This is a genomic window from Pollutimonas harenae (assembly GCF_004153685.1).
GTDB classification, from domain to species: Bacteria; Pseudomonadota; Gammaproteobacteria; order Burkholderiales; family Burkholderiaceae_B; genus Pusillimonas_C; species Pusillimonas_C harenae.
This window is the reverse complement of record NZ_SDQD01000003.1, coordinates 369,063-387,351: the sequence shown is the minus strand read 5'-3', so window position 1 is coordinate 387,351 and position 18,289 is coordinate 369,063. Positions and strand designations below refer to the sequence as shown.

Here is an 18,289-nt window from a genome sequence, read left to right as displayed (position 1 = left end):
TTCGTCATCAGGCAGATCCCATCATGAGCCAGAAGGGAATGGTCAGGGCTGACAGCAAGGTGCCGATCGACATAGTGACGGCGACGAGGCGCCCATCTCCTCCCATTCTGGCTGCCAGCACATAGGCCGATGAGGCAGTGGGCAAGGCACCAAATAACAACAGTATTTGACTTTCGACCAAGCTCAAATCGAGGATCCAGCTTATGAAAATGGCTGCCAGAGGCATCACCATCAGGCGTAGCGTGATGATCCAGGTCATCAGTGTGCCGGCGTTGCGTGCGCCCTGGAGCGACAAGGTTGCACCTACGCACATCAGGCCTATGGCTATGGCGCAGGCGCCAAGACGGCTAAGTGCAGTGTCAATGGCGGCCGGAATGGGTATGCGTAGAAAATTGCATAGTAGTGCCAATACGGTGGCAATAATAAAAGGGTTGCGTACGATTTCACGCAGTGCTTTTCCACCGTTCTGGCGTGCCAGCGCATGCACTGCCGCTATATTGGAAATAGGTACGGCAAATCCCACCAATACAGCCATGACGGTTTGGCCTGTCGAACCGGCCAGGCTACCCGCCAGCGACAGGCCCATGTAGGTGTTGAATCGATAACCGCACTGAGCGACCGACGCGTGTGCAAGAGGGTCAGGGCGCAAAATAGGCATGGCCAGCCAGGACATGGCTACGCCAAACAGCATGACTCCTACGGAAGCCTGCAGCAATGTATAGGTGCCCGATAGGCTTAGCGGGGTTTGCGTGATGGAGTGGAACAGCAGGGCGGGAAACAGTACGAAATAAACTAACTGCTCTGCGCCATGGAAAAATTCACTGGAAAAGCGTAGTCTGTTGAATAGCAGCCACCCCAGCCCAATCAGCAGGAAGTCAGGTAATACGAGCAGAAATACAGACATGGAAAACGGGCGGAAGCAGAGCGGGTTTTGGTTTGGCTGCAGTCGGGTCATCGGCGAATGACATTCAACTGTAACAACTAAAGACACAGATAGCAGATTACTGTTATTCTGCGGATCGAATTTACGAGCTTAACGCAAAATTCAAACGCTTGTTTTTCAGATTCTTGAGATCACAGAGAGACCAATACATGGCAAAATTTCATAAAAAAATTGTAGCGATTACCCTTGCTGCAGGCGTAGCGTCTTTATTTGGCACAAGCGCCATGGCCGCTGATTACCCCTCACAGCCTATACGCGTTATTGTTCCTTTTGCCCCTGGCGGCTCAACCGACATCGTGGCCCGCATCGTGACACAACGCATGGGCGAGGCACTTGGTCAAACCATGGTCGTCGAAAACAAGGGCGGAGCAGGCGGTGCCATTGGCGCTACTGAAGCGGCTCGTGCCAAACCCGATGGCTACACCTTGTCCATCGCCACCGTTTCCACCATGGCAGTGAACCCGGCATGCCGTCCCGACGACTTGCCCTACGATCCGCTGAAAGACTTCATGCCGGTCACCAACTTCGCCAACGTACCCAACGTTATTGAAGTCAACCCCAAATTTCCCGCCAAGAATTTCAAAGAATTCGTACAGCTCCTGAAAGATAATCCTGGCAAATACACCCATGGCAGTTCGGGTACCTGCTCGGTACTGCACTTGTTTGGCGAGTCCTTCAAGCAGGCCACTGGTACTGATGCGATCCACGTTCCCTATAAAGGGTCGGGTCCCGCTGTAACCGATGCCGTTGGCGGCCAGATCGATAGTATGTTCGACAATCTGCCATCGTCCATGGGACAAATCCAGGCTGGCAATCTGCGTGCATTGGCTGTCGCATGGCCTGAGCGCGTGAAGGCTCTGCCCGACGTGCCCACCCTGGCCGAAGAGGGCTATCCTCAGCTGAATCAACCTGCATGGTATGGTTTGCTGGCACCGGCTGGCACATCCGATGACATCATCAAAAAACTGCGCGACGCAGCGGTGGTAGCTCTGAAAGATCCCAAAGTCATCGCAGCGCTTGAAAAGCAGGGCGCAGCACCTTCGGGCAATACGCCTGAAGAGTTTGCCAAAGAAATCAAAGAGCAATACGACTGGGCCAAAGACGTCGTAGCCAAGGGCAATATCTCGCTTAAATAAGCAGGGCCCATGCCGAAGACGCATGCCTGGTCGGGCGCGTCTTCACAAAAAACCGGAGCGCTGGTTTCAGGCTCCGGTTTTTTAATCAGATTCACACTCGTCGAGTCTGCTTTATAATCTCAGCCCGCACTGCGTCCCTGTAGTTAAATGGATATAACTTTCCCCTCCTAAGGGAAGATTGCAGGTTCGATTCCTGCCGGGGACGCCACGGTTCAATAAGTAGAAAAATGCTTTTCTACAAACGACAAAAAAGCACGTATGCGAGGCGCCAGCGAGCGTCCCTTCGGATACAGCACGTACATCGTGTCGTGTGTTTTAGGCTCGTATGCTTTCAACAACTCCAGCAATTTGCCCTGACGGATATCCTGGCCAATATGGAATTCCGCCAGCCTGACTATGCCCAGTCCTTGCAAGGCGAGGGTATGCAGTAATTCACCCTGGTCCGCGCTTACGGGGCCGTCGGGAATTGTCAGCATGTGGCTTTTTCCCTGTTCCATGAAGGTCCACGTATTCCAGTGGGTGCGTACGGTGAAGTTCAGGCAGCGGTGGTGCAGCAAGTCGTCGGGGCATTGCGGCATGCCATGCCGCTGCAAGTAAGCCGGCGAGGCTGCAATAGCCCACCGCCTGTGGAATAAAGGCCTGCCCACCAGCGACATTTCGGTGGGATTGCCGCTGTGTATGGCTACATCAATATCGCGTTCCAGAAAATTGCCGCGACTGGTGCCAATGACAAACTCGATCTGCAGCTTCGGATATTGATTCAGCAACAGGGAAAGTATCGGTGCCAGCTGATACTTTGCAAAGGTGAGGCTGGTGTGCACCCGGATCAGGCCGGATATTTGTTCTCCCTCGGGCAATACTGCGTTCTCGGCTTCGAGCATCGCGTCGATCACCCGCTGGCTGTGCAGCTGGAAGACTTGTCCTTCTTGGGTCAAGCGGATGGAACCGCCGATGCGATCAAAAATACGCACGGAAAGGCGAGCTTCGAGCCGCGATATTGTTTTGCTGACGCTTGACGGCGTCAGTCCAAGCTTGCGGGCTGCGGCCGAAAAATTGCCGTTTTCCACCACAGCAAGAAATACCTGAATTTCCTTGTATTTGTCCATAGAGGCTGATTATGAATCAAATTCACATCCTCTGTGCCTGATAAGGGATGGGCACAGACAAAAAGCGTGCATAGACTAGAGGACATTGAACAGATTGATCTAGAGGAGACACGTTGATGGGTAAAACGATAAGGGTCGGATCGGGTTCCGCGTGGTGGGGCGACAGGGTTGAACCGGCCGCCTTGAACGCCGAGAAAGGCCAACTGGATTATTTGTGCTTTGAAACGATGGCCGAGGCCACCGTTTCTGCGGCGCAGGTCCGAAGCCGCCGTGATCCGTCTTTCCCTGGCTATGACACATATCTCGATGATCGCATGCGCGCGGTGTTGCCGCATTGCATGCGTCAGGGCACCAGGATCATTTCCAATCAGGGTTGGATAAACCCCCAGGGGGCGGCCAAACGTATCGTGGAGCTATTGGGCGAAATGGGTATTTCCGGTGTCAAGGTGGCTGCTGTTACCGGCAGCCTGATCACCGAAAATGTCCTGGAACTGACGGATCGTATTCTCGAAAATGGGGAGCCTACCCACACATTGAAGACGAGCATGATTTCGGCCGAGGCTTATATGGGGGCCGAACCTATCGTTGAAGCCTTGCGCAATGGCGCGCAAATTGTCATAACCGGTCGAGTGGCAGATCCGTCCATTTTCATGGCACCCATGATGTACGAGTTTGGCTGGGATCCGCTCGACCACCATCATCTGGGCATAGGCAATGGCCTGGGGCATTTGCTCGAGTGCGGTGCTCAGGTCACAGGCGGTTATTTCTCTGATCCCGGATTCAAGGATGTTCCGGATCCCTGGAATTTCGGATTCCCCATCGCAGAAGTGCAGGCCGATGGTTCGGCGGTGTTGTGCAAAGTTGACGGTACGGGCGGGGCCATCAGCGTACAAACTGTGAAAGAACAAATGCTTTACGAAGTGCATGATCCCGCCAACTATATTACCCCTGATGTGGTCGTGGACTTTACCCAGGCACAGCTTGAACAGCTGGGCCCTGATCGCGTCCGCATTACTGGTCTGACAGGTAAGCCGCGTACACCAACCCTGAAGGTCTCGATTGGATGCACAGAGGGTTTTATAGGTGAAGATATGTTTTTCTATGCGGGTCCGGGTGCCTTGCGCCGCGCGCAGCTGGCCAAACGCATTCTTGAAGAGCGTTTCAAGATCGTCAAACTTGATGCAGAAGAAATCCGTATCGACTTCCTGGGGCTGAATGCCATTCATGGCGATGCAACCCCCGAGACCGCCCCTGAGCCTTATGAGATTGCGGTACGGGTTGCCGCCCGCACCGCAACACGTGAAGAGGCGGCCAAGGTGGGGCGTGAGGTTGACGGCATGGCGGTATCGGGCATTGCACACACCGGCAAGCGCGTGCCGCATCAAGAACGCACGCGCGAAATCATCGGTGTGTGGTCGTCTTTGGTACCGCGCGAAAACGTTCCTGCAACGATTACCTATCTGGAGGCTTAAGCATGCGAGTCTTACTTCAACATGTTGCCCATGCGCGTTCCGGTGATAAAGGCAATACATCCAATATCTCGGTCTTTGCTTATGAGCCCGAGTTTTATGGGCTGCTGAAAGAGCAATTGACGGCTGACGCTTTCAAGGCGTTTTATCGGCAAGCCATCAAGGGCGAGGTTGAGCGCTACGAAGTTGATAACATCAATGCGCTCAATTTTGTGGCACATGGGGCACTGGGCGGCGGCGTGTCGCGCAGCCTGTGCCTGGATAACTATGGCAAGGCGCTATCGGCCGCCATACTGGGTTTTGAGCTGGAAATTCCTGACCATTTGCAAGATAAGTTGCACGGTAAACATCTGCTTTAAGCATTTGTTTACCCATCATGATACCGTTCAGATATCGATAATATTTAAAGTGTGGACCACGGAGACAATATGAAAAAACTTACCCTGAGCCTGATTGGCGCCAGCCTTTTGTTTGCCTTTGGCAGCGCAGCTCATGCCGCCTATCCCGACCGTACGGTAACCATGGTGGTGCCTTATCCTCCGGGTGGCACCACCGATATTCTGGCACGTATCGTGTCGAATAAGCTCACTAACAAATTGGGTCAGACTTTTGTGGTCGAGAACAAGCCTGGTGCTTCGGGCATGATAGGTACGCAGCAGGTGGCGCGTGCCAAGCCCGATGGTTACACCATCATGATGGGCACCATAGGAACGCATGGCACCAACGCGGCGGTGTACAAGAATGTTCCCTACGACACCATCAAGGACTTCAATCCTGTCGTTATCGTAGCGTCCACGCCCAACGTCATGGTGGCCAATAAAAACGCTCCTTACAATACGATGGCCGAGTTCCTGGAATATGCGCGCGAGCATCCGGGCGAAGTCAACTTTGGCTCGACCAGCATGGGCGGCAGTCCTCATATGTCTGGCGAGCTATTGAAAGCCCAGACTGGCATCGATATCGTGAATATCCCGTTTCAAGGGGGCGGCCCCATGCTGAACGCTGTGATCGGTGGCCAGGTCCCAGTCGCCTTCGATAACCTTCCTTCTTCGGCGGGTCATATCCAGTCGGGTAACCTGAAGGCCCTGGGCGTCACCACGCCAGAGCGCTGGCCTTCCTTCAAAGATGTCCCAACGGTTGCCGAGTCGGGTGTGCCAGGCTACGAAGTACAGGCCTGGTTTGGCATTCTGGCTCCTGCGGGCACGCCCAAAGAGATCGTCATGAAGCTGAACACCACCATCTCGGCCATCATCGAAGAAGATGACGAGATACAGAAGCAGCTGGCAACCATGGGCGCCATGCATACGCCCAATACACCCGAGCAATTCTCCAAGCATATCGCTTCCGAGGTCCAGAAATGGACTGACGTCGTGGCCAAGAACAAGATGGAAAAACTCTAGGCCTTCTGAAAGTACTCTACATGACTATGGCGCGCTCTTTGAGCGCGCCATAGTTGTTTGGGCGAATCGATCAGATACGCTCGATCAGGGCGTCGACGGCCCATGCGCCTTCGCCCCGGTGGCCCACCATAACCGGATTGATGTCGACTGACTTGAGTCGCCCATTGCTGCCCAAGGCAAACCGGCTGAATTCCGCGACTAGCTCGGCGTAGGCTTGTATGTCGGCAGCCGGCTCGCCGCGGACTCCCTGCAGCAAGGGCCAGATACGTAATTGTCTTAGTTTGTCCATGACTTGCCCGGCGGAGAAAGGCGGCAACATGACGGCTACATCGGGAGTGGCTTCCACATATTTTCCACCCGCTCCAAAGACAACCACGGGGCCGAAAATCGGATCAAAATTCATGCCTGCCATCATTTCCTGCAAGCCCTTGCGCAGGGGAGCAACGATCCAGCCGTCGTACTGTACGCTCATTTTTTCGAGCGTCGCTTTTTGTGAACTGATCGCGTCATGGATGGCTTGCTCGGTGTTTAGGCCTAATGCAACAAGCCCATACTCGGATTTGTGGGGCAGTGCTGCCGAGCAGGCTTTCAACACAACGGGAACGCCATATTGGCGCCAGGCGTCAAGGGCGGATTCGACGTCCTTGCAGAGTTGTTGCGGTATGACCGAGATTCCATGTTCTGACAACAGAGACAGGCTGTCGAGCTCGGACAGCGTGCCTGAGCCCCCAGGCGGCAGCGTGACGTCGATAGCTGCGTCCGGCTTGATTTCTGAAGAATCGGCATGCATATAGCGGGAATGTTCTACCATGGCTGCCAGGGCTGACATGGCTTGCTGCTCATCGGCATACACCGGGACGCCTTTGGCGCGAAACGCTTGCGCCACTGGCTCTTGCCACGCCACGACGGCAACAGGCTTGCCCGAGCGCCGGGCAAAGCTGGCAGCGTCTTGCGCAAATGAGGGGACGTCGTAACCGCGCCCCGCAACAGGAATATCCAGGACGAACATATCGGCGGCGGGATCGTCTTCGATGGCCGTCAGTACTTCGCCGAACAGGCGGTTATTCGACAACAAGGCGGCTGTGATATCTATCGGGTTATTTGTGGTGGCAAAGGTGGACAGGACGGTAGATAGCCTATGCTGGCTGGTGTCGGCCAGCGACGCAATCTGCAAACCGGCGACATCGGCTGCGTCGGAGGCCAGTACGCAGCTGGCACCGGAATTACTTACGATGACCACACGCGAGCCACTGGGGTGGGCATCCTGAATAAACAGTTCCGCATATCGGGCGAGTTCCTGCGGATCGCGCGCACGCAAAATACCATGGTGTTCAAAGAAGGCTTGTACCGCGCGGTCTTCGTTGGCCAGGGCACCGGTATGTGAGGCAGCCGCCCTGACGCCGGCTTCCGAGCGGCCGGCCTTGACGGCAATAATGGGTACACCCCGCTGGCGGGCCATCTCGGCGGCTTCGGCCAGTGCTGCAGTATCCTGCAGTGACTCCAGGTACAAGAGCACAATGCGCACCTCCGGGTCGGCCAGCACTGCCCGGGCTAAATCGGCCACGGTTACGTCGGCTTCGTTGCCGGTTGCGTGCATATGGCGTACGCCTATGCCCCGCTGACGCAAAACCCCATAAATCATGGCGCTCATGCCACCGCTCTGGCTGATGACCGCCACTGGGCCGTCCTGGGGTTCGATCTCCAGGAACATGGTTGAGAAGCTGGCAATGGCACCCGTGCCGAAATTGGCCAGGCCCTGTGAGTTGGGTCCTACAATGCGCAGCCCCGCCTGGCGCGCACGACGTGTCATGTCGTCCTGCACGGCGCGGCCTTCAGGGCCGACTTCGGAGAATCCGGCCGAGATGACAATGGCGGCTTTCACTCCCAGCGCAGCGCAGTCGTCCACAGCCTCTACGGCTTTCATGCCGGGAACAGCCACGATAGCCAGGTCGGGTGCTTCGGGCAGGCTGGCGACTGTGGGCCAGGTTTTTTCACCTTGTACCTGCGGGCGTTGGGGGTTGACCGGATACAGTTTGCCCTGGTAGCCATGCCGGCGCATGTAGAAAATGGGGCGGCCACCGATCTTGTCGGGGTTGTCGGAAGCTCCCACAATCGCAATCGACGCGGGGTCAAGCAGAAAGTCCAGGTTGGACGATATAGCAGTCATGCAAACTCCAAAAAAGCCTGGGCTTGCGTCCAGGCTAATACAGGCGGATCAGTGGGTGTTCGGTTAGTTGACGGTGGCGCCCGATACTTTGACTACTTCCGCCCATTTTTCGACTTCGTTATCGAGATAGATTTTGAAGTCTTGTGGTGACATCCAGTTGGCGTCAAAGCCCTGTGCCGAGAATTTCTCTTTCACTTCAGGCTGGCTCATGACGTCTTTAAGTGCGGCATTCAGCTTGCTCACGACCTCGGCTGGCGTGCCCTTGGGTACTAGCAGGCCATTCCATGCGGTTGCCTGGTAACCATCGAGGCCGGCCTCGGCGACGGTGGGCAGATCGGGCGCGGCCGGAGAGCGCTTGGCGCTGGTTACCGCCAGAGCGATCATTTTTCCATCTTTGACATAAGGCATGGACGAGAGCATGGTGTTGAACATGACGTCGACTTGTCCGCCCATAACATCGGTCATGGCCGGTGCGCTGCCGCGATAAGGTACATGGGTCATTTTTATACCCGCCATGCTGTTGAAGAGCTCAGCCGCCAGATGTGTGGACTGACCATTACCCGACGAGGCAAAGGTTAGCGGCTGCTTGGCGTCTTTTGCCAGTTTGATCAGCTCTTGTATGTTTTTGACGCCCAGGTCGGGGCGGGTGACTACCACCAGCGGTCCTTCAGTAAGCCCAGAAACCGGTTCAAAGCTGGTGCGAGTGTCATAGCTCAAGTCTTTGAATAAAGACATATTGATGGCGTGCGCCGTGGTCGCCACCAGCAGGGTGTAGCCATCGGGTTTGGCGCGGGCGACGTGGTCGGCACCAATATTGCCGCCAGCACCGGCCTTGTTGTCGACGACGACGGTTTGGCCGAGCTTCTCGCTCAGGCCCTGGGCGGCAACACGGGCGACAATATCGGTTGGTCCGCCAGGAGGATAGGGCACAACCATGGTAATAGTCTGGTCAGGCCAGCCGGCCGCGCCTGCGGTAGAGGCTCCCAGGGCCAGGCTGATTACAGCCAGAGGCTTCAGAAGTTTGTTGAATGCTTTCATAGTGTCTCTTCCTTAGTGTGTTGTGGATTGAATCTGACGAGTTGTCGCTGCTCCAGTACCTGGATGCTTGCCTGCACATGCTGTCCAACGAACGCGTCGTTGTCGGCTTGCCCCATGACAGTGACGCCTTCCTGCAAGGCAACCAGCACCACGGTGTAGGGAACGTATTGACGCCAAAAGGAGTCAGGTGCGCGAGAGATAGTGGTTTTTGCCTTGATCTTGCCAATACCGCTGACTGGCCGAAGCTCCAGGTCGTGGCTGCCGCATTGCTTGCAGGCATAGGGATGCAGTGACCACCATGCCTTGCATGAGCGGCATTGCGTCAGTTCAAGCTTTAGCGTGTTTGTCATGCATTCTCCGTGCGATTAAGAATCAGGCTTACGTGCGCCGACAATACGCCCCCGTCGGCATGTACGAAGGCCTTGTTGCGTTGCCTGGAAAGCTGTCGGGTACCAGCATTGCCGCTGAGCTGGCGCCAGGCTTCGACAATATGAGCCATGCCACCGGCTACGCCCGAGTGGCCAAACGAAAGTAGCCCGCCGTGAGTGTTCAGGGGTAGCACGCCATCGGGGTCAAAATGGCCCAGGCGCAGGCGTTCGGCCGCCTTGCCCCTGTCGGCAAACCCGAGCTCTTCCAGCAGCATCAGCAATGTGATGGTGAAAGAGTCATAAATGGCCAGGTAGTCGATGTCGTCCAGCGTGGTCCCCGCCTCATCGAGGGCTCGCAGGCTGGCACGGGCGGCCCCGGTATCGAAGATATCGTTCATGGCGGACAGATGCTGGTGACGGTGGGCCTGGCCAGCGCCGCTGATGGCTACCGGACCAGGCTCGGCGCTGATGAGCAGGGCCGCCGCACCGTCGGATATCGGGCAGCAATCGAGCAAATGCAAAGGTGTGGCAATAGGCTTGGAGGCAAGAACCTCCTGCTGGGTAATGATCGCTTTCAGATGAGCGCCTGGATGTGCTGCCGCGTTCTGGCGCATACGCACGGCAAAATCGGCCAGGTCTTCGCGACGGGTGCCGGTGCGATCCATGTATTCGGATGCCAGCAGAGCGTAGTAGGCGGGAACCGATACGCCGTTGGGCACCTCGGCTTGCTGTTCGCCTACTTGCGCCAAAGTCTGTATGGCTGTGTCGGCGGCATGCCCGGTCAGGCGGTTTTCGCCAGCCAGTACCAATATATTCCGGCATCGCCCGACCCGTACCAGATCGCGCGCCAGCATGACCATGGCTGCTCCAGTGGCGCCGCCCGCCTGCATGCCGTGGGCATAGTCTGGCTGTATGCCTAGCTTTTCAGCCATGAGGCTGGCCAGCATGAGGTGGGGGTAGGTTGTGGCATAGCCGCAAAGGACGCCATCGATGTGCTGGCGGGCCACACCGCTTTCGTCCAGCAATGCGTTGGCGGCGTCGGCCATCAGGTCGGGTGCCGACTTGCCTTCCAGTCTGCCGAATGGAGTATGGGCGGCCGCGCGGATGTAAGCAGTATTGTGCATGAGGTTTTTTCCAGAATGTTGAGGCGTCATGGCAACCAGGCCTGCTCTATTGCATGAACTTCTTCTTGTAGTGCAGCCGCCAACTCGTGCTCACGGCTAACAATGCGTTCGGTCAGTGCGGCGATGCTGAGTGCCGCAATGGGCTGGCCGTTCGGGCCCTTGATGGCCAGACCCAGGCCGCCCATCTTTTGAATGACAACCTCGAGCAACATGGCATAGCCGCGATTGCTGGCGTGCTGTAGCTGTTCATTGAGGTAGTTGGTGCTGTACAGGGGGTAGCGCTTGCTCATGCAAGCCTGCACCGCAGGCATGACGGCTTGTCGTTCGGCGTTGCTCATGGCCATCAGCAGGGCCAGGCTACCCGCGCCGACGCCCAGTGGGCGCCTGCTGCCCACATGCAGGTAATTGGCACGTATGGGGTAATCGCCAAAGCATAAATCGATGCAGACGGATTCCCAGCCCATAGGTGCTGAGAGAATGACGGTATCGCCAAACAGTCTGGACAGACGAATCAGGGCGGGGCGGGCCTCGGCTTTTAAATCCATGCCAGCCACCATTGCATGATGCATGGCGTATACCTGTGGCCCCAGGACATATTGCTTGGTAAGTGGGTCTCGCTCTATGAAATTTTGTCCCTCAAGCTCTTTCAGAATGCGTAGGGTAGTCGACAGATCGAGACCGGAGTATTCGGCGATATCAGTCAGGCGGACATGGCGCGGATCGGTCATGCAAGCCAGGATTCGGCATGTCTTCTCTATAGAAGACAAGGGTTTGCCGGATGTTTTTGTACTGGTCGCCATGAGGTCTGAGCTGTTGTTACCGATGTCAGACACAATACCCAGGTGAGTTTTAGAGCGTAAAGTTGCACTGCAACATTATTTCATCAGATGAAAGTTTGTGGGTAACAGGGTTTTGGTGCATCAATACTGCCGATGCGCCAAAGCCTGTTGCTAAAGCGGGGGTTGTCGTTGGCTCAGGGGGCAGGACGCTGCTTGGATCGGGAAATAGTTCTGATGGTCTTGCTGTTGCCGCCCCCACAAAAAAATTGATCTCCGCCATCCGATTCCAACCCTGACACGTGTACCCCGGATGGCATATTGAGTGTTTCCAGCACTTTGCCTGTGCTGGGGTCTATGCGTCTCAGTTCGCTGACATCATGCTCCCATGTGCCATGCCATAGCTCGCCGTCGACCCAGGTGACTCCTGTGACATAGCGGTTGGACTCGATGCTGCGCAGGACGGCACCGGTTTCGGGATCAACCTGATCGATGCAGCGGTCTTTGTGGCGGCCGACCCAAAGCGTGCCTTCCGCCCAAGCCAATCCCGAACTGTCGTCTCCTCGAGGGGTCGGTATTGTGCTCAGGACTTCGCCTGTTTGTGGGTTGATCTTTTGAATGCGGCCGTCGGCGATTTGAAAAATATGCGTGCCATCAAAGGCTGTTCCTGCATTCGCCGAAACGTCCAGTGAGCGCAGTGTTTTGCCGCTGGCGGGGTCGAGTGCGTGAAGCTGCTTGCCAGTGGCAAACCATATGCTCTGGCCGTCATAAGTGACCCCGTGCACGCTGTCGGAAAGAGGGCCGTATTCACGGACGATGCTGGCTATAACGGTATTCATGCGTCTATCCTCATCAGAGTCGTGGAGTGAAAGGTGTAACGCTTCCATCCTAATTGCGTGACAGCGGAACGGGGAGTAACAAGATTGTCGTGAACCCGGGCACGGGTGGGATCGTCCAGCGCCGTGCACGCCCGCCGCCAAAGGACTGGACCTTTCCGTTTGCGGCCAATGATTCGAGTGCGCGTTGTATCGTGCGTTGACTGGCATCCAGTGCCAATGCCAGGGCCGAGCTTGACCATGGTTCTCCGTCGGCAAGCAAGGCAAGCAAGGCGGCATACGGCTCTTCCGTAAGCCTGGCCAATGTGACGACTTCGCTTGCGTGGGTGGGTGCCAGCTTATACCCTCGTTGGGTAGCGACGATATTCACCAGTGGCTTGAGCGTCATACGGAGCCGGCCGATTTCAACCCGTAGCCGGGCCCGATGTGATTCATCGGCGTATCGAGTACGGAATGCCTGCGCAATAAGCTTGTTGCGTGGTACATCCTCAGGCCAGGCCTGACTCAGCAGCTGGGTCAGGACAAAGAGCAGTGGACGTCTTGCAAGAGGGATGATGACCTCGCGATGCCGCACGGCGCGGCGGCATGCGTCAATGATAAGTGCTTCTGACGCCAGCAAGGCTTCGGTGTCTTCAAGCAAGAGCAAACGCGACTGACCGTGCGCTAGTGAACGAGCGACGGGTTTGCTCAGTGTTTGTGTTGCCTGTTCGACTTCTGCGCTCAGGGCTGGGATGTTTGCAAGCTGTGCATAATGCCTGCACCGGAGCAGGGCTTCCCGCGCTGGTTTGGCTTGCAGGCGGCGCATGGCAATGCCGGCAACAATAAGCTCATGCCCAACACTCAGCGCGGGCGGCAGTTGTTCGGGATCCAATCCGGCGATGAGACGCCCGGCATCGTCTGTGCGCCCCATCAGAAGGTGCCGTCGAGAGTCCAGATACAGGGCATGTGCAGCGTTTACATGGTCTCCATGCGCCTCCAGGGTCGCCCGCGCCTCGTCCAGCTCTTTTGTCGGCCAGCCCAGATCGCGGGAGGCGAAGGCGATTTCCGCTTCGGCCACGATACATCTGGCATGAGCTACCGGATTTTTTCTGCCAAAGCTGCGGGCGGCCTGGCGTACCAGGGACTTTGCCCGTACAAGATCGCCCAGTTGAGCCATGGCGATACCGCGCAGCGCTATGGCCGGTGCATCGTTGCACAAGGCGATTTGATTCAGTGCGGCGAGAGGATCGCCTGCAGCAAGCGCCTGTGCGGCTGTTCTGATCAGCCCGTTCATCGATGGTCCTCCTGGCGGCCTTCGCGCTCAGGGCGTTCAGGAATGAGTCAAGTGTGCTGTCTTATCTTATTTCGTCAGGCTGGCCTGTACCAGTTGGGCATCAAGCAGACTTTGCAGCGCGGAGGGTGCCACGCCGATCAAATAGCCGCGGCGGCCACCATTGACGTAAATGACAGAATAGCTCAGCAATTTTTCTTCAATCCATACCGGCATCTTCTTGCGTGTAGCAAAGGGGGATGTGCCGCCCACCAGGTAACCCGAATGTTTTTGGGCCGTCTGCGGCGCGCAGGGGGCGATTTTTTTGGCGCCGGTCTGGCGTGCCAGGTTCTTGGTGGATACTTCGCGGTCGCCGTGCATCACAACGATCAGGGGGCGGGCCTGCTCATCTTCCATGATCAGGGTCTTGGCCACCTGATGCAAGTCCAGACTCAGCTGTCGGGCGGCCTCGCTTGCTCCACCGTGATCCAGATATTCGTAGGGATGCTCAGTAAAGCTGATGTTGTGTTTTTTCAGGAATTGTGTGGCAGGTGTTTCCGAAACGTGTTTTTCTTTGGCCATATTGAGGAGGGTGCCAGAGTAAAAAAGAAGGGTCAGGCGCGCGGGTGGTGCTTGGCGTGCATGGTTTTCAGCCGTTCCCGCGCTACATGAGTATAGATCTGGGTCGTGGAAATATCGGCATGGCCCAGCAGCATCTGCACCACGCGCAGGTCGGCGCCATGGTTCAGCAAATGCGTGGCGAACGCATGGCGCAGCACATGGGGCGAAAGAGGCGTATGGATATCGGCTATGGCCGCGTATTTTTTTACGATCAGCCAGAATGACTGTCGTGTCATGGCGGCTGCGCGAGCCGTCACGAAAAGAGCGTCGCAGCGCCGTTGGCCCAGCAAACTGGGGCGCGACTGCTTCACATACAAGTCTATCCAGTGCAGGGCTTCGTCGCCCAGCGGTACCAGGCGGTCTTTGCCCCCTTTGCCTTCGGTCACGCGCACGACGCCTTCTGTCAGGCTGACGTCGAGCATGCCCAGGCTGATCAGTTCGCTTACGCGCAAGCCTGTGGCGTAAAGGGTTTCCAGCATGGCACGGTCACGCAGGCCCAGAGGGCTGCGGTCGTCAGGCGCTTGCAGCAGGGCATCCACCTGATCTTCCGACAATGTTTTTGGAAAGCGCGCGGCTTGTTTGGCGGCGCGTAAGGTCAGGCAGGGATCTTTGGCGACCAGACCTTGCCGCATGGCCCATAGGTAATAACGCTTCAGGGCGGCCAGGCGCCGATTGGCCGTTGTAGCCTTGGTGCTGGCGTGCTTGGCCGCAAACCAGTCCTGGATGTCGGCGGCATCGGCCTGTTCCAGTGTTTTGCCCGGCTTGGCGTGCAGCCACTGGGCGAAGGCGGAAAGGTCGCGCCTATAGGCCGACAAGGTATTCTGCGCCAGGCCATCTTCCAGCCAGATGGCATCCAGGAAAGTGTCGATGGAAGGAGGAGGTAGGTAAGCCAAGACTGTGGAGTAACAGATGTGAGTGCGAAAAGGGGATCTGAATGCTTTTCTCTTCATCTTAGCTCAAGCCATTGTTTGACACGTCGTTATATAGGTATATATATTACGAGTTGCTTGTAGGCTGTGATTGCTACCGGGCAAGGATAGACAATGAAATTCAAAAAATGGATTGCAGCGGCAGCTTGTGCGGCTACAAGCTGGCACGCTCAGGCGTCGGCCGCCGACATGCTGGTGGGGGCTGCTGCCAGTCTCACCAACGCTTTTACAGAGCTGGCCACACAGTTTCAACAGAAGCATCCCGCTACCAAGGTGTTGATGAGCTTCGCCAGTTCCGATGTTTTGGCAAAACAGGTGATTGAAGGCGCACCCATGGATATTTATGCCTCGGCTGATCAGACGGCTATGGACCAGGCGGTGGATGCCGGCAGCATCGAAACAGATACGCGGCATGATTTTGCGCGCAATGAGCTCGTGCTGATTGTGCCCGCCGATGACCCGAATAACATCAGGTCGCTGGCTGACTTGAGGTCGGCCGGCGTGAAGCGTATTGCACTGGGCAATCCGGCTTCCGTGCCGGTAGGCCGTTATACCAAAGGCTTGCTCGAGCAAGCCGGAGACTGGACTACGATCAAGAAAAATGAGGTGTTGGGCCAGAATGTGCGTCAGGTGCTTGCTTACGTTGCCCGTGGCGAGGTAGATGCTGGCTTTGTATATGCGACCGACGCGGCGATCATGCCCGGTAAAGTGAACGTTGTAGCAACGCTGCCCTCGACTACGCCGCTTTTGTATCCCATCGCGCTGGTCAAGCGCGACGGCCGCCATCCTGAGGCCAAAGCTTTTCTGGATTTCATCGATTCAGATGAAGGGCAGGCGGTGTTGTCCAAATATGGTTTCTCCAAACCCTGAGCCGACGCACCATGACGGAAATCAGTATTCCCTTGTTGTTGTCGCTGAAGGTGGCTGGCTGGGCTACTTTTTTTGCTGGTGTGCTGGGTATCACCGTGGCTTATGGCCTGTCGCGGTGGCGCTCGACCTGGGCTGATGCGGTTGATGCCATCCTGACGCTGCCTATGGTGCTACCGCCCACGGTCATCGGCTATTACCTGTTGGTGCTGCTGGGGCGCCGGGGCTGGCTGGGGTCCTTCTTATCGGATCTGGGTATCGAATTGGTCTTTACCTGGCAGGGAGCAGTCATCGCCGCCACCGTAGTGGCTTTCCCCATGGTGTTGAAAGCGGCACGGGCGGCTTTCGACGATGTGGACCATGCACTGGAGGACGGTGCGCGGATATTGGGCATAGGCGCATGGGGTATTTTCTTCAGGGTGACGCTGCCTCTGGCGGCACACGGTATTCTGGCTGGCGTGCTATTGGCATTTGCGCGCGCGCTGGGTGAGTTCGGCGCTACGCTGATGATCGCTGGAAGCATACCTGGGCGTACGCAAACCTTGTCGATCGCCATTTACGAGGCGGTGCAGGCGGGCAATGACGACACGGCAAACATGCTTGTTCTGGTGACGGCGCTGACCTGCGTCGTAGTGTTGCTGATTGCCAGCCGACTGGCACCGGATCGTTCGCGCATGATGGGTATGGCCCGGGGTAAGCGATGATCGATATCAATATTACGCGGCGCATTCGTGCTGGAAAACAGGCGTTTGGGCTGAATGTCCAGCTCAAATCAAAGGCCGGCCGTATTGCTTTGTTCGGTCCATCGGGCTCTGGGAAAACTCTGACGGTGCATGCCATCGCCGGCCTTATGCATCCCGATAGCGGGTATATCCGGGTCAATGAGCGTACTTTGTTCGATACAAGCAAAGCCATATGCCTGACACCACAGGAGCGCAAACTGGGTTATCTGCAACAGGATTACGGTCTGTTCCCGCACCTGACGGTGGCGCAGAATATCGGCTTTGGCCTGAAGAAGGGGATGTTCAATCCTGGACGGCATGCCTTGCCGGAAGCGGCGGCCCGGTGGGTCGAGGTCTTCGGTCTGCAAAACGTCTTGCACAGCTATCCGCGCGAAATTTCAGGTGGCCAGAAGCAGCGAGCTGCCTTGGCGCGAGCGTTATCGGTGCAGCCCAACTTAATGCTGCTGGACGAGCCTTTGTCGGCACTTGATGCGAGTCTGCGCCGCAAGATGCGTGAAGAGCTGGCTGCCTTGCAAGCCAGGCTGCAGATGCCGACCATTTTGATCACGCATGACATCGATGATGCCGTCATGCTGGCCGATGAAGTGCATTTGATTCGTGACGGCAGCATTGTCGGGAGTTGTCATCCGTCGAGTCTGCGCGAGCTTCAGTCCAGCACACCCAGCATGACGCTGGACGCCTTGAAGATTGCATAAGCGTCCTGACCTGCTTTCAGGCCCATGGAATGCTGGCTCTCTTTGGTTAGGACGGCAGCGATGACATGGCCGGTGGGAAGCTCTATGCAGACTTCCGAGTTGACGGCGCCTTCGACAATACGATGGATTGTGCCAAGCAACTGATTGCGTGCCGACAAGCGTAAGGTTCCGCCGGGTAGCCCCACCAGCACCGACGATGCCTTGATGAAGGCCAATACACGTTTGCCAGGCACCAGCCCCAGACTCTGCACGCTTTCCTTGGTGATGGAAGCCACAAGGCTGGTGTCTGCATTCAGCTCAAGTACGATTTCGTCATTGACCGCGCCCGGGGTGATTTGACGCACGAGGCCCATGAGCTTGTTGCGGGCCGAGGTGTCTACCATCATGTGCTGTATGAGTTCCAGGTTATGGCTCTGATCATTGACGGCAGCCAAGCGCGCCATAAAGCGTTCGTGCTCGGCATGTAATAAATAATAAACCCGTATCAGTTCCTGTGCCCGATCGGTCAGGTTTGCGCCGCCACCGCGCTGGCCACCTGTGTTGCGCAGCACCAGGGGTTCACCTGCCAGATTGTTCATGGTGTCGACTGCATCCCAGGCCGCCTTGTAGCTCAAGCCAATTTTCTTGGCTGCCGCTGTAATGGAACCTTCTTGGCCGATTGCGGCAAGCAGGGCCATGCGCTTCTGGTTGCCCCAGTTCTGCTGACCTGAGCGGAACCATATCGATCCGCCAAGTTCTACAGGTCGAACCTTATCGTCTTTCTCCATGGCTGGAGTGTAATGCCATTCGTTAGAATAGGCGCATTGCTAAACAGGCAGGGTA

General features: G+C 56.6%; 19 protein-coding genes and 1 tRNA gene. 8 read left to right on the top strand and 12 right to left on the bottom strand.

The annotated features are described in order from the left end of the window. Positions 1-7 precede the first annotated feature (7 nt). Positions 8-904 (bottom strand): AEC family transporter, encoded by an 897-nt coding sequence (locus ERD84_RS14480; RefSeq protein WP_130040370.1) that lies wholly within the window; start codon positions 902-904, stop codon positions 8-10. A 188-nt stretch (positions 905-1,092) separates the two neighbouring features. Here ERD84_RS14480 and ERD84_RS14475 point away from each other — a divergent pair, with 188 nt between their 5' ends. Beyond that, positions 1,093-2,079: a tripartite tricarboxylate transporter substrate binding protein BugE gene (locus ERD84_RS14475; RefSeq protein ID WP_130040369.1), complete on the top strand. Its 987-nt coding sequence runs from the start codon at positions 1,093-1,095 to the stop codon at positions 2,077-2,079. A gap of 133 nt (positions 2,080-2,212) precedes the next feature. After that, positions 2,213-2,287: transfer RNA gene (locus tag ERD84_RS14470), tRNA-Arg, on the top strand. Positions 2,288-2,291: 4 nt separating this feature from the next. On the opposite strand, the gene ERD84_RS14465 is transcribed toward ERD84_RS14470, so the two are convergent. After that, positions 2,292-3,185 carry a LysR family transcriptional regulator gene (locus ERD84_RS14465; RefSeq protein ID WP_130040368.1) on the bottom strand — a complete coding sequence of 298 codons (894 nt, stop codon included), beginning with the start codon at positions 3,183-3,185 and terminating at the stop codon, positions 2,292-2,294. A 116-nt stretch (positions 3,186-3,301) separates the two neighbouring features. Here ERD84_RS14465 and ERD84_RS14460 point away from each other — a divergent pair, with 116 nt between their 5' ends. The 3 genes from ERD84_RS14460 (at position 3,302) to ERD84_RS14450 (ending at position 6,054) form a co-directional block, all read left to right on the top strand. After that, positions 3,302-4,657, top strand: a complete 1,356-nt coding sequence (locus tag ERD84_RS14460; RefSeq protein WP_130040367.1) for an acyclic terpene utilization AtuA family protein — start codon at positions 3,302-3,304, stop codon at positions 4,655-4,657. A 2-nt stretch (positions 4,658-4,659) separates the two neighbouring features. After that, positions 4,660-5,013, top strand: coding sequence for an AtuA-related protein (locus tag ERD84_RS14455; RefSeq protein WP_130040366.1), 354 nt, complete (start codon positions 4,660-4,662; stop codon positions 5,011-5,013). Positions 5,014-5,082: 69 nt separating this feature from the next. Next, entirely contained in the window at positions 5,083-6,054 is a 972-nt protein-coding gene (locus ERD84_RS14450; protein WP_130040365.1) for a Bug family tripartite tricarboxylate transporter substrate binding protein, read from the top strand. Positions 6,055-6,124: 70 nt separating this feature from the next. Here ERD84_RS14450 and ERD84_RS14445 read toward each other — a convergent pair whose 3' ends face one another. The 9 genes from ERD84_RS14445 to xerD form a co-directional block, all read right to left on the bottom strand. Continuing rightward, positions 6,125-8,221, bottom strand: coding sequence for an acetate--CoA ligase family protein (locus ERD84_RS14445; protein ID WP_130040364.1), 2,097 nt, complete (start codon positions 8,219-8,221; stop codon positions 6,125-6,127). A gap of 63 nt (positions 8,222-8,284) precedes the next feature. After that, positions 8,285-9,259 (bottom strand): Bug family tripartite tricarboxylate transporter substrate binding protein, encoded by a 975-nt coding sequence (locus ERD84_RS14440; RefSeq protein ID WP_130040363.1) that lies wholly within the window; start codon positions 9,257-9,259, stop codon positions 8,285-8,287. Further along, positions 9,256-9,609, bottom strand: coding sequence for a Zn-ribbon domain-containing OB-fold protein (locus ERD84_RS14435; protein WP_130040362.1), 354 nt, complete (start codon positions 9,607-9,609; stop codon positions 9,256-9,258). Before ERD84_RS14435 ends, ERD84_RS14440 begins: the two co-directional genes overlap by 4 nt. Next, positions 9,606-10,751, bottom strand: coding sequence for a thiolase family protein (locus ERD84_RS14430; protein ID WP_130040361.1), 1,146 nt, complete (start codon positions 10,749-10,751; stop codon positions 9,606-9,608). Before ERD84_RS14430 ends, ERD84_RS14435 begins: the two co-directional genes overlap by 4 nt. A 26-nt stretch (positions 10,752-10,777) precedes the next feature. Continuing rightward, complete coding sequence (locus ERD84_RS14425; RefSeq protein ID WP_130040360.1) at positions 10,778-11,551, bottom strand: IclR family transcriptional regulator; 774 nt, start codon at positions 11,549-11,551, stop codon at positions 10,778-10,780. 173 nt (positions 11,552-11,724) lie between these two features. Further along, entirely contained in the window at positions 11,725-12,366 is a 642-nt protein-coding gene (locus tag ERD84_RS14420) for a Vgb family protein (protein WP_130040359.1), read from the bottom strand. Between the two features lie 49 nt (positions 12,367-12,415). Next, positions 12,416-13,636, bottom strand: coding sequence for a helix-turn-helix domain-containing protein (locus ERD84_RS14415; RefSeq protein WP_130040358.1), 1,221 nt, complete (start codon positions 13,634-13,636; stop codon positions 12,416-12,418). A gap of 66 nt (positions 13,637-13,702) precedes the next feature. Next, the gene (gene ybaK / locus ERD84_RS14410) at positions 13,703-14,194 is read right to left on the bottom strand and encodes a Cys-tRNA(Pro) deacylase (RefSeq protein WP_130040357.1); all 492 of its coding nucleotides are present in this window, start codon (positions 14,192-14,194) and stop codon (positions 13,703-13,705) included. Positions 14,195-14,226: 32 nt separating this feature from the next. Beyond that, positions 14,227-15,126, bottom strand: coding sequence for a site-specific tyrosine recombinase XerD (gene xerD, locus ERD84_RS14405; protein ID WP_130040356.1), 900 nt, complete (start codon positions 15,124-15,126; stop codon positions 14,227-14,229). 150 nt (positions 15,127-15,276) lie between these two features. Here xerD and modA point away from each other — a divergent pair, with 150 nt between their 5' ends. Genes modA through ERD84_RS14390 form a run of 3 tightly spaced genes read left to right on the top strand, consistent with a single transcriptional unit; the run spans position 15,277 to position 17,467 of the window. Beyond that, positions 15,277-16,032 carry a molybdate ABC transporter substrate-binding protein gene (gene modA / locus ERD84_RS14400; RefSeq protein ID WP_130040355.1) on the top strand — a complete coding sequence of 252 codons (756 nt, stop codon included), beginning with the start codon at positions 15,277-15,279 and terminating at the stop codon, positions 16,030-16,032. Between the two features lie 11 nt (positions 16,033-16,043). Then, positions 16,044-16,733: a molybdate ABC transporter permease subunit gene (modB, locus tag ERD84_RS14395; RefSeq protein ID WP_130040354.1), complete on the top strand. Its 690-nt coding sequence runs from the start codon at positions 16,044-16,046 to the stop codon at positions 16,731-16,733. After that, positions 16,730-17,467, top strand: a complete 738-nt coding sequence (locus tag ERD84_RS14390) for an ATP-binding cassette domain-containing protein (RefSeq protein ID WP_130040353.1) — start codon at positions 16,730-16,732, stop codon at positions 17,465-17,467. Before modB ends, ERD84_RS14390 begins: the two co-directional genes overlap by 4 nt. Here ERD84_RS14390 and ERD84_RS14385 read toward each other — a convergent pair. Continuing rightward, on the bottom strand, positions 17,419-18,234 hold the full coding sequence (locus ERD84_RS14385) for a TOBE domain-containing protein (protein WP_130040352.1): 816 nt from the start codon (positions 18,232-18,234) through the stop codon (positions 17,419-17,421). The two genes, ERD84_RS14390 and ERD84_RS14385, sit on opposite strands and share 49 nt — an antisense overlap. Positions 18,235-18,289 lie beyond the last annotated feature (55 nt).

Bases quoted from the DNA above. Each gene is read 5' to 3' on its own strand.
- ERD84_RS14480 (WP_130040370.1), bottom strand. From the start codon at position 904: ATGTCTGTATTTCTGCTCGTATTACCTGACTTCCTGCTGATTGGGCTG.
- ERD84_RS14475 (WP_130040369.1), top strand. From the start codon at position 1,093: ATGGCAAAATTTCATAAAAAAATTGTAGCGATTACCCTTGCTGCAGGC.
- ERD84_RS14465 (WP_130040368.1), bottom strand. From the start codon at position 3,185: ATGGACAAATACAAGGAAATTCAGGTATTTCTTGCTGTGGTGGAAAAC.
- ERD84_RS14460 (WP_130040367.1), top strand. From the start codon at position 3,302: ATGGGTAAAACGATAAGGGTCGGATCGGGTTCCGCGTGGTGGGGCGAC.
- ERD84_RS14455 (WP_130040366.1), top strand. From the start codon at position 4,660: ATGCGAGTCTTACTTCAACATGTTGCCCATGCGCGTTCCGGTGATAAA.
- ERD84_RS14450 (WP_130040365.1), top strand. From the start codon at position 5,083: ATGAAAAAACTTACCCTGAGCCTGATTGGCGCCAGCCTTTTGTTTGCC.
- ERD84_RS14445 (WP_130040364.1), bottom strand. From the start codon at position 8,221: ATGACTGCTATATCGTCCAACCTGGACTTTCTGCTTGACCCCGCGTCG.
- ERD84_RS14440 (WP_130040363.1), bottom strand. From the start codon at position 9,259: ATGAAAGCATTCAACAAACTTCTGAAGCCTCTGGCTGTAATCAGCCTG.
- ERD84_RS14435 (WP_130040362.1), bottom strand. From the start codon at position 9,609: ATGACAAACACGCTAAAGCTTGAACTGACGCAATGCCGCTCATGCAAG.
- ERD84_RS14430 (WP_130040361.1), bottom strand. From the start codon at position 10,751: ATGCACAATACTGCTTACATCCGCGCGGCCGCCCATACTCCATTCGGC.
- ERD84_RS14425 (WP_130040360.1), bottom strand. From the start codon at position 11,551: ATGGCGACCAGTACAAAAACATCCGGCAAACCCTTGTCTTCTATAGAG.
- ERD84_RS14420 (WP_130040359.1), bottom strand. From the start codon at position 12,366: ATGAATACCGTTATAGCCAGCATCGTCCGTGAATACGGCCCTCTTTCC.
- ERD84_RS14415 (WP_130040358.1), bottom strand. From the start codon at position 13,636: ATGAACGGGCTGATCAGAACAGCCGCACAGGCGCTTGCTGCAGGCGAT.
- ybaK (WP_130040357.1), bottom strand. From the start codon at position 14,194: ATGGCCAAAGAAAAACACGTTTCGGAAACACCTGCCACACAATTCCTG.
- modA (WP_130040355.1), top strand. From the start codon at position 15,277: ATGAAATTCAAAAAATGGATTGCAGCGGCAGCTTGTGCGGCTACAAGC.
- modB (WP_130040354.1), top strand. From the start codon at position 16,044: ATGACGGAAATCAGTATTCCCTTGTTGTTGTCGCTGAAGGTGGCTGGC.
- ERD84_RS14390 (WP_130040353.1), top strand. From the start codon at position 16,730: ATGATCGATATCAATATTACGCGGCGCATTCGTGCTGGAAAACAGGCG.
- ERD84_RS14385 (WP_130040352.1), bottom strand. From the start codon at position 18,234: ATGGAGAAAGACGATAAGGTTCGACCTGTAGAACTTGGCGGATCGATA.